The sequence below is a fragment of the Streptococcus sp. SM5 genome (assembly GCF_027497975.1).
In genome coordinates this window covers 50,770-59,160 of sequence record NZ_JAJNSC010000020.1, presented here as the reverse complement: position 1 = coordinate 59,160, position 8,391 = coordinate 50,770, and the positions used below count along the sequence as shown (strand labels likewise).

Annotated in this window: 13 protein-coding genes; all 13 read left to right on the top strand. The window is 40.2% G+C overall.

The window, feature by feature from the left end; genetic code table 11:
- The first annotated feature begins 11 nt into the window (after positions 1–11).
- The 13 genes from rpmD (at position 12) to PAN07_RS13475 (ending at position 8,340) form a co-directional block, all read left to right on the top strand.
- A complete protein-coding gene (rpmD, locus tag PAN07_RS13535) occupies positions 12–194 on the top strand; it encodes a 50S ribosomal protein L30 (protein ID WP_000057241.1) in 183 nt (60 codons plus the stop codon).
- 144 nt (positions 195–338) lie between these two features.
- On the top strand, positions 339–779 hold the full coding sequence (gene rplO, locus PAN07_RS13530) for a 50S ribosomal protein L15 (protein ID WP_000766089.1): 441 nt from the start codon (positions 339–341) through the stop codon (positions 777–779).
- Positions 780–791: 12 nt separating this feature from the next.
- Complete coding sequence (secY, locus tag PAN07_RS13525; protein ID WP_000465403.1) at positions 792–2,102, top strand: preprotein translocase subunit SecY; 1,311 nt, start codon at positions 792–794, stop codon at positions 2,100–2,102.
- Positions 2,103–2,251: 149 nt separating this feature from the next.
- Positions 2,252–2,890: an adenylate kinase gene (locus PAN07_RS13520; protein ID WP_269798120.1), complete on the top strand. Its 639-nt coding sequence runs from the start codon at positions 2,252–2,254 to the stop codon at positions 2,888–2,890.
- 116 nt (positions 2,891–3,006) lie between these two features.
- On the top strand, positions 3,007–3,225 hold the full coding sequence (infA, locus tag PAN07_RS13515) for a translation initiation factor IF-1 (protein WP_001029883.1): 219 nt from the start codon (positions 3,007–3,009) through the stop codon (positions 3,223–3,225).
- A 24-nt stretch (positions 3,226–3,249) separates the two neighbouring features.
- Entirely contained in the window at positions 3,250–3,366 is a 117-nt protein-coding gene (gene rpmJ, locus PAN07_RS13510; RefSeq protein WP_001808836.1) for a 50S ribosomal protein L36, read from the top strand.
- A 17-nt stretch (positions 3,367–3,383) separates the two neighbouring features.
- Positions 3,384–3,749, top strand: a complete 366-nt coding sequence (rpsM, locus tag PAN07_RS13505) for a 30S ribosomal protein S13 (protein ID WP_000090781.1) — start codon at positions 3,384–3,386, stop codon at positions 3,747–3,749.
- 17 nt (positions 3,750–3,766) lie between these two features.
- A complete protein-coding gene (rpsK, locus tag PAN07_RS13500) occupies positions 3,767–4,150 on the top strand; it encodes a 30S ribosomal protein S11 (RefSeq protein WP_001118385.1) in 384 nt (127 codons plus the stop codon).
- A gap of 42 nt (positions 4,151–4,192) precedes the next feature.
- On the top strand, positions 4,193–5,128 hold the full coding sequence (locus tag PAN07_RS13495; RefSeq protein ID WP_000568984.1) for a DNA-directed RNA polymerase subunit alpha: 936 nt from the start codon (positions 4,193–4,195) through the stop codon (positions 5,126–5,128).
- Positions 5,129–5,139: 11 nt separating this feature from the next.
- Positions 5,140–5,526, top strand: a complete 387-nt coding sequence (gene rplQ / locus PAN07_RS13490) for a 50S ribosomal protein L17 (RefSeq protein ID WP_000331493.1) — start codon at positions 5,140–5,142, stop codon at positions 5,524–5,526.
- Positions 5,527–5,790: 264 nt separating this feature from the next.
- Positions 5,791–6,057, top strand: a complete 267-nt coding sequence (locus tag PAN07_RS13485; protein WP_000644130.1) for an ACT domain-containing protein — start codon at positions 5,791–5,793, stop codon at positions 6,055–6,057.
- Between the two features lie 9 nt (positions 6,058–6,066).
- Complete coding sequence (locus PAN07_RS13480) at positions 6,067–7,404, top strand: PFL family protein (RefSeq protein WP_265465077.1); 1,338 nt, start codon at positions 6,067–6,069, stop codon at positions 7,402–7,404.
- A 243-nt stretch (positions 7,405–7,647) separates the two neighbouring features.
- On the top strand, positions 7,648–8,340 hold the full coding sequence (locus tag PAN07_RS13475; RefSeq protein ID WP_049543955.1) for a histidine phosphatase family protein: 693 nt from the start codon (positions 7,648–7,650) through the stop codon (positions 8,338–8,340).
- Positions 8,341–8,391 lie beyond the last annotated feature (51 nt).

Sequence of the window (8,391 nt, the reverse complement as noted above, 5' to 3'; positions counted from 1 at the left end):
AAGGGGATAAAATGGCTCAAATTAAAATTACTTTGACTAAGTCTCCAATCGGACGCATTCCATCACAACGTAAAACTGTTGTAGCACTTGGACTTGGCAAATTGAACAGCTCTGTTATTAAAGAAGACAACGCTGCTATCCGTGGTATGATCACAGCAGTATCTCACTTGGTAACAGTTGAAGAAGTAAACTAATGAATTTTTAGGGGATGTGCAGTATACCATCCCCTAAAACTAGATATAGTCATCTATGATGACATCGTATAGGCGAGTTGATGGGGGAGACAACCTTTTCTCCCTTATCGGCGCTAGCATTTTACAAAAGAGGAGAAAATAAAAATGAAACTTCATGAATTGAAACCTGCAGAAGGTTCTCGTAAAGTACGTAACCGCGTTGGTCGTGGTACTTCATCAGGTAACGGTAAAACATCTGGTCGTGGTCAAAAAGGTCAAAAAGCTCGTAGCGGTGGCGGAGTTCGCCTTGGTTTTGAAGGTGGACAAACTCCATTGTTCCGTCGTCTTCCAAAACGTGGATTCACTAACATCAACGCTAAAGAATACGCAATTGTGAACCTTGACCAATTGAACGTCTTTGAAGATGGTGCTGAAGTTACTCCAGTTGTTCTTATCGAAGCAGGAATTGTTAAAGCTGAAAAATCAGGCGTTAAAATTCTTGGTAACGGTGAGTTGACTAAGAAATTGACTGTGAAAGCAGCTAAATTCTCTAAATCAGCTGAAGAAGCTATCACTGCTAAAGGTGGTTCAGTAGAAGTCATCTAAGAGAGGTGACCTATGTTTTTTAAATTATTAAGAGAAGCTCTTAAAGTCAAGCAGGTTCGATCAAAAATTTTGTTTACAATTTTTATCGTGTTGGTCTTTCGTATCGGGACTAGTATTACAGTTCCTGGTGTGAATGCCAATAGCTTGAATGCTTTAAGTGGATTATCCTTCTTAAACATGTTGAGCTTGGTGTCAGGGAATGCCATGAAAAACTTCTCGGTTTTTGCTCTGGGTGTTAGTCCCTACATTACGGCCTCTATCGTTGTCCAACTCTTGCAAATGGATATTTTACCCAAATTTGTAGAGTGGGGTAAACAAGGGGAAGTAGGTCGAAGAAAATTAAATCAAGCTACTCGTTATATTGCTCTTGTTCTAGCCTTTGTGCAATCTATCGGGATTACAGCTGGTTTTAATACTTTGGCTGGAGCTCAATTGTTGAAAACAGCTCTTACACCACAAGTCTTTATCATGATTGGTATCATCTTAACAGCTGGTAGTATGATTGTGACTTGGTTGGGAGAGCAAATTACAGATAAGGGATACGGAAATGGTGTTTCTATGATTATCTTTGCCGGGATTGTTGCCTCAATTCCAGAGATGATTCAAGGCATCTATGTTGACTACTTTGTGAACGTCCCAAGTAGCCGTATCAACTCATCTATCATTTTCGTAATCATTTTGATTATTACTGTATTGTTGATTATTTATTTTACAACTTATGTTCAACAAGCAGAATACAAAATTCCAATCCAATATACTAAGGTTGCACAAGGTGCTCCATCTAGCTCTTACCTTCCTTTGAAGGTAAACCCTGCTGGAGTTATCCCTGTTATCTTTGCAAGTTCGATTACTGCAGCGCCTGCGGCTATTCTTCAGTTTTTGAGCGCTACAGGTCATGATTGGGCTTGGGTAAGAACAGCACAAGAAATGCTGGCAACAACTTCACCAACTGGTATTGCCATGTATGCTTTATTGATTATTCTCTTTACATTCTTCTATACGTTTGTACAGATTAATCCTGAAAAAGCGGCAGAAAACCTACAAAAGAGCGGAGCCTATATCCACGGAGTTCGTCCTGGTAAAGGTACAGAAGAATATATGTCTAAACTTCTTCGTCGACTTGCAACTGTTGGTTCTCTCTTCCTTGGTGTGATTTCTATTTTACCGATCGTAGCAAAAGATGTTTTCGGACTTTCAGAAGCAGTTGCTTTTGGAGGAACCAGTCTTTTGATCATTATCTCTACAGGTATTGAAGGAATCAAACAATTGGAAGGTTACCTATTGAAACGTAAGTATGTTGGTTTCATGGACAGAACAGAATAAAAGTATTTACTGAGTCAGTAAATGCTGAGGGAGTGGAGGTTTAACTCTAACATTAGTGAGAGTTTGGTCTCCCCTCTTCTATTTTGTTTTTAAATAGGGGTGAAAAGACTTTTTGCTTCTATTTAAAAATAAAATAAGGAGATCAAATCATGAATCTTTTGATTATGGGCTTACCTGGTGCAGGTAAGGGAACTCAAGCAGCAAAAATCGTAGAACAATTCCATGTTGCACATATCTCAACAGGTGATATGTTCCGTGCTGCTATGGCAAATCAAACTGAAATGGGTGTTCTTGCTAAGTCATACATTGACAAGGGTGAATTGGTTCCTGACGAAGTTACAAATGGAATCGTAAAAGAACGTCTTTCACAAGATGATATTAAAGAAACAGGATTCTTGTTGGATGGTTACCCACGTACAATCGAACAAGCTCATGCCTTGGATAAAACATTGGCTGAACTTGGCATTGAACTAGAAGGTGTCATCAATATTGAAGTGAATCCAGATAGCCTCTTGGAACGTTTGAGTGGCCGTATCATCCACCGCGTAACTGGAGAAACTTTCCACAAGGTCTTTAACCCACCAGTTGACTATAAAGAAGAAGATTACTACCAACGTGAAGATGATAAGCCTGAGACAGTCAAACGTCGTTTGGATGTGAATATTTCTCAAGGAGAACCAATCATTGCTCACTACCGTGCCAAAGGTTTGGTTCATGACATCGAAGGTAATCAAGATATCAATGATGTCTTCTCAGATATCGAAAAAGTATTGACAAATTTGAAATAAAGCGTTTTTCACACTTGCAAAAATCCGCTACAAATGTTATACTAAGATAGTCTGACTTATAATTGTTGTCTCTGTGTCTAGAGGCATCGAATCGAAATTTATGGAGGTGCTTTTGCGTGGCAAAAGACGATGTGATTGAAGTTGAAGGCAAAGTAGTTGATACAATGCCGAATGCAATGTTTACGGTTGAACTTGAAAATGGACATCAGATTTTAGCAACAGTTTCTGGTAAAATTCGTAAAAACTATATTCGTATTTTAGCGGGAGATCGTGTTACTGTCGAAATGAGTCCATATGACTTGACACGTGGACGTATCACTTACCGCTTTAAATAATCGAAAAACTTGGAGGGATAAGAAATGAAAGTAAGACCATCGGTCAAACCAATTTGCGAATACTGTAAAGTTATTCGTCGTAATGGTCGTGTTATGGTAATTTGCCCAGCAAATCCAAAACACAAACAACGTCAAGGATAAGATAGAAAGGAGAAAACATGGCTCGTATTGCTGGAGTTGACATTCCAAATGACAAACGCGTAGTAATCTCATTGACTTATGTTTATGGTATCGGACTTGCAACATCTAAGAAAATTTTGGCTGCTGCTGGAATCTCAGAAGATGTTCGTGTACGTGATCTTACATCAGATCAAGAAGATGCTATCCGTCGTGAAGTGGATGCAATCAAAGTTGAAGGTGACCTTCGTCGTGAAGTAAACTTGAACATCAAACGTTTGATGGAAATCGGTTCATACCGTGGTATCCGTCACCGTCGTGGACTTCCTGTCCGTGGACAAAACACTAAAAACAACGCTCGCACTCGTAAAGGTAAAGCTGTTGCGATTGCTGGTAAGAAAAAATAATATAGGAGGTAAAAGTCTTGGCTAAACCAACACGTAAACGTCGTGTGAAAAAGAATATCGAATCTGGTATTGCTCATATTCACGCTACATTTAATAACACTATTGTTATGATTACTGATGTGCATGGTAATGCAATTGCTTGGTCATCAGCTGGTGCTCTTGGTTTCAAAGGTTCTCGTAAATCTACACCATTCGCTGCTCAAATGGCTTCTGAAGCTGCTGCTAAATCTGCACAAGAACACGGTCTTAAATCAGTTGAAGTTACTGTAAAAGGTCCAGGTTCTGGTCGTGAGTCAGCTATTCGTGCGCTTGCTGCCGCTGGTCTTGAAGTAACAGCAATTCGTGATGTGACTCCAGTGCCACACAATGGTGCTCGTCCTCCAAAACGTCGCCGTGTATAATCATCGCATTACACTGCTTTTCGTTTAAGAGGGAGTAACTAAATGATCGAGTTTGAAAAACCAAATATAACAAAAATTGATGAAAATAAAGATTATGGCAAGTTTGTAATCGAACCACTTGAACGTGGCTACGGTACAACTCTTGGTAACTCTCTTCGTCGTGTACTTCTAGCTTCTCTACCAGGAGCAGCTGTGACATCTATCAACATTGATGGTGTGTTACATGAGTTTGACACAGTTCCAGGTGTTCGTGAAGATGTGATGCAAATCATTCTGAACATTAAAGGAATTGCAGTGAAATCGTACGTTGAAGACGAAAAAATCATCGAACTAGATGTTGAAGGTCCTGCTGAAATAACAGCTGGTGACATTTTGACAGATAGCGATATTGAAATTGTAAATCCAGATCATTATCTCTTTACAATCGGTGAAGGTTCTTCGCTAAAAGCGACTATGACTGTTAACAGTGGTCGTGGATATGTACCTGCTGATGAAAATAAAAAGGATAATGCACCAGTTGGGACACTTGCTGTAGATTCTATTTATACACCAGTTACCAAAGTCAACTATCAAGTGGAACCTGCTCGTGTAGGTAGCAATGATGGATTTGACAAATTAACCCTTGAAATCTTGACAAATGGAACAATTATTCCAGAAGATGCTTTAGGGCTTTCAGCACGTATTTTGACAGAACATCTTGATTTGTTTACAAATCTTACTGAGATTGCTAAGTCAACTGAAGTGATGAAAGAAGCTGACACTGAATCTGACGATCGTATTTTGGATCGTACGATTGAGGAACTGGACTTGTCTGTGCGTTCATACAACTGTTTGAAACGTGCCGGTATCAATACTGTGCATGATTTGACAGAAAAATCTGAAGCAGAGATGATGAAAGTACGAAATCTTGGACGCAAGAGTTTGGAAGAAGTGAAACTTAAACTTATTGATTTGGGTCTTGGATTAAAAGATAAATAAAGGAGGAATACATGGCTTACCGTAAACTAGGACGCACTAGCTCACAACGTAAAGCAATGCTTCGCGATTTGACAACTGACCTTTTGATCAACGAATCAATCGTGACAACTGAAGCTCGTGCTAAAGAAATCCGTAAAACTGTTGAAAAAATGATTACTCTAGGTAAACGTGGTGATTTGCATGCACGTCGTCAAGCAGCTGCTTTCGTACGTAATGAAATCGCATCTGAAAACTATGATGAAGCAACTGATAAGTACACTTCTACTACAGCACTTCAAAAATTGTTCTCAGAAATCGCACCTCGTTATGCTGAACGTAACGGTGGATACACTCGTATCCTTAAAACTGAACCACGTCGTGGTGATGCAGCGCCAATGGCGATTATCGAATTAGTATAAAATCATCAATTTTGTTGAGTGTTATGATGATGGAGTCTTGTGCTCTTAGTCTAGCTCTGGTCTACCGCTAGGATTTCGGTCCTAGCGGGAACACTCATCATAAGTTGGGATAGTAGACGCTTGTTTACGAAATTGTTTTTCATGTAAGAACAACTTCGTAAGCAGGCGTTTTTGAGTATTTTAGTTAGAATTATGCTATACTATTTGAAAAGAATCCTGTTTAATGTTCAGGTTTCCTATTAAAAGAAGAATTGGAGTTTGCTAATGAAAGCGATTATAACTGTTGTTGGTAAAGATAAATCTGGAATTGTTGCAGGTGTTTCTGGTAAAATTGCAGAATTGGGTTTGAATATTGATGATATCTCTCAAACTGTCTTGGATGAATATTTCACGATGATGGCTGTCGTCTCTAGTGATAAAAAGCAAGATTTTACCTATCTTCGTAATGAATTTGAAGCTTTTGGGCAAACTTTGAATGTGAAAATCAATATTCAGAGTGCAGCGATTTTCGAAGCTATGTATAATATCTAGGAGGTTATCATGGATATTAGACAAGTTACTGAAACCATTGCTATGATTGAGGAGCAGAACTTCGATATCAGAACTATTACCATAGGGATTTCCCTTTTGGACTGTATCGATCCAGATATCAATCGTGCTGCGGAGAAAATTTATCAAAAGATTACGACCAAGGCAGCTAATTTAGTGGCTGTTGGCGATGAAATTGCGGCTGAGTTGGGGATTCCAATCGTTAATAAGCGTGTATCGGTGACTCCTATCTCTTTGATTGGGGCTGCGACAGATGCGACGGATTACGTTGTTCTGGCAAAAGCGCTTGATAAGGCTGCGAAAGAAATCGGTGTGGATTTTATTGGTGGTTTCTCTGCCTTGGTACAAAAGGGGTACCAAAAGGGAGATGAGATTCTCATCAATTCTATTCCTCGTGCTTTGGCTGAAACGGATAAGGTCTGCTCGTCAGTCAATATCGGCTCAACCAAGTCTGGTATCAATATGACGGCTGTCGCAGATATGGGACGGGTTATCAAGGAAACGGCAACTCTATCAGATATGGGAGCAGCCAAGTTGGTTGTATTTGCTAATGCTGTTGAGGACAATCCGTTTATGGCGGGTGCCTTTCATGGTGTTGGGGAAGCAGATGTCATCATCAATGTCGGGGTTTCTGGTCCTGGTGTGGTGAAACGTGCCTTGGAAAAAGTTCGTGGACAGAGCTTTGATGTAGTAGCCGAAACAGTTAAGAAAACTGCCTTTAAAATCACTCGTATCGGTCAATTGGTTGGTCAAATGGCCAGTGAGAGACTAGGTGTGGAGTTTGGTATTGTGGACTTGAGTTTGGCGCCAACTCCTGCGGTTGGAGATTCTGTTGCACGTGTCCTTGAAGAAATGGGGCTAGAAACAGTTGGTACGCATGGAACGACGGCTGCCTTGGCTCTCTTGAATGACCAAGTTAAGAAGGGCGGAGTTATGGCCTGCAATCAAGTTGGTGGTTTGTCTGGTGCCTTTATCCCTGTTTCAGAGGATGAAGGAATGATTGCTGCAGTGCAAAATGGCTCTCTTAATCTGGAAAAACTAGAAGCTATGACAGCTATCTGTTCCGTTGGTTTGGATATGATTGCCATTCCGGAGGATACACCTGCTGAAACCATTGCGGCTATGATTGCAGATGAAGCGGCAATTGGTGTCATTAACATGAAAACAACAGCTGTTCGTATCATTCCAAAAGGAAAAGAAGGCGATATGATTGAATTTGGTGGTCTTCTTGGTACAGCTCCAGTAATGAAAGTCAATGGAGCTTCGTCTGTCGATTTCATTTCTCGTGGAGGCCAAATCCCAGCACCAATTCATAGTTTTAAAAATTAAGAAAATAGGAGAAATTTTAAGTTCTATTTAAGGTTGGATGTGTATACTATAATCATTAAATAAAGACCTCCTAATATTATTTGAAACAGATAACACTGATTTAGTTTGAATTTGATTTTCATCTAATATCTTTATTTAATGAACTCCTAAACTTTTTCATAATAATCTCCTGCAAAAGTCGCCTGTCTGGGTGGCTTTTGTTTTATCATCCATGATATAATAGAAGCAAACGGAGGACGGAAAATGGTAAAAGTACGATTGTATTTGGTACGTCATGGCAAGACTATGTTTAACACGATTGGTCGCGCGCAAGGTTGGAGCGATACTCCTTTAACTGCTGAAGGTGAACGAGGAATTCAAGAATTAGGAATCGGTTTGCGAGAATCTGGTTTGCAGTTTGAACGCGCTTATTCCAGTGATTCAGGGCGCACCATTCAGACGATGGGAATCATTCTTGATGAACTTGGCTTGCAGGGGAAAATCCCTTATCGCATGGACAAGCGTATCAGAGAATGGTGTTTCGGTAGTTTTGACGGGGCTTATGATGGTGATCTTTTTATGGGCATTATTCCTCGTATCTTTAATGTGGACCACGTTCACCAATTGTCTTATGCTGAACTGGCTGAGGGCTTGGTAGAGGTCGATACAGCTGGTTGGGCTGAAGGTTGGGAAAAACTCAGTGGCCGAATCAAGGAAGGCTTTGAAGCGATTGCCAAAGAAATGGAAGAACAAGGTGGGGGCAATGCCCTCGTTGTCAGCCACGGAATGACTATTGGAACCATTGTTTATCTGATCAATGGCATGCATCCGCATGGTCTAGATAATGGTAGCGTGACAATCCTTGAATATGAGGACGGCCAGTTTAGCGTTGAGGTTGTTGGTGACCGTAGTTACCGAGAACTAGGACGGGAGAAGATGGAAGAGACAAATAGTTAATAGAAGTTAGCTCCAAATGGGGGCTAATTTTTTATACTGTTATATAAGCTG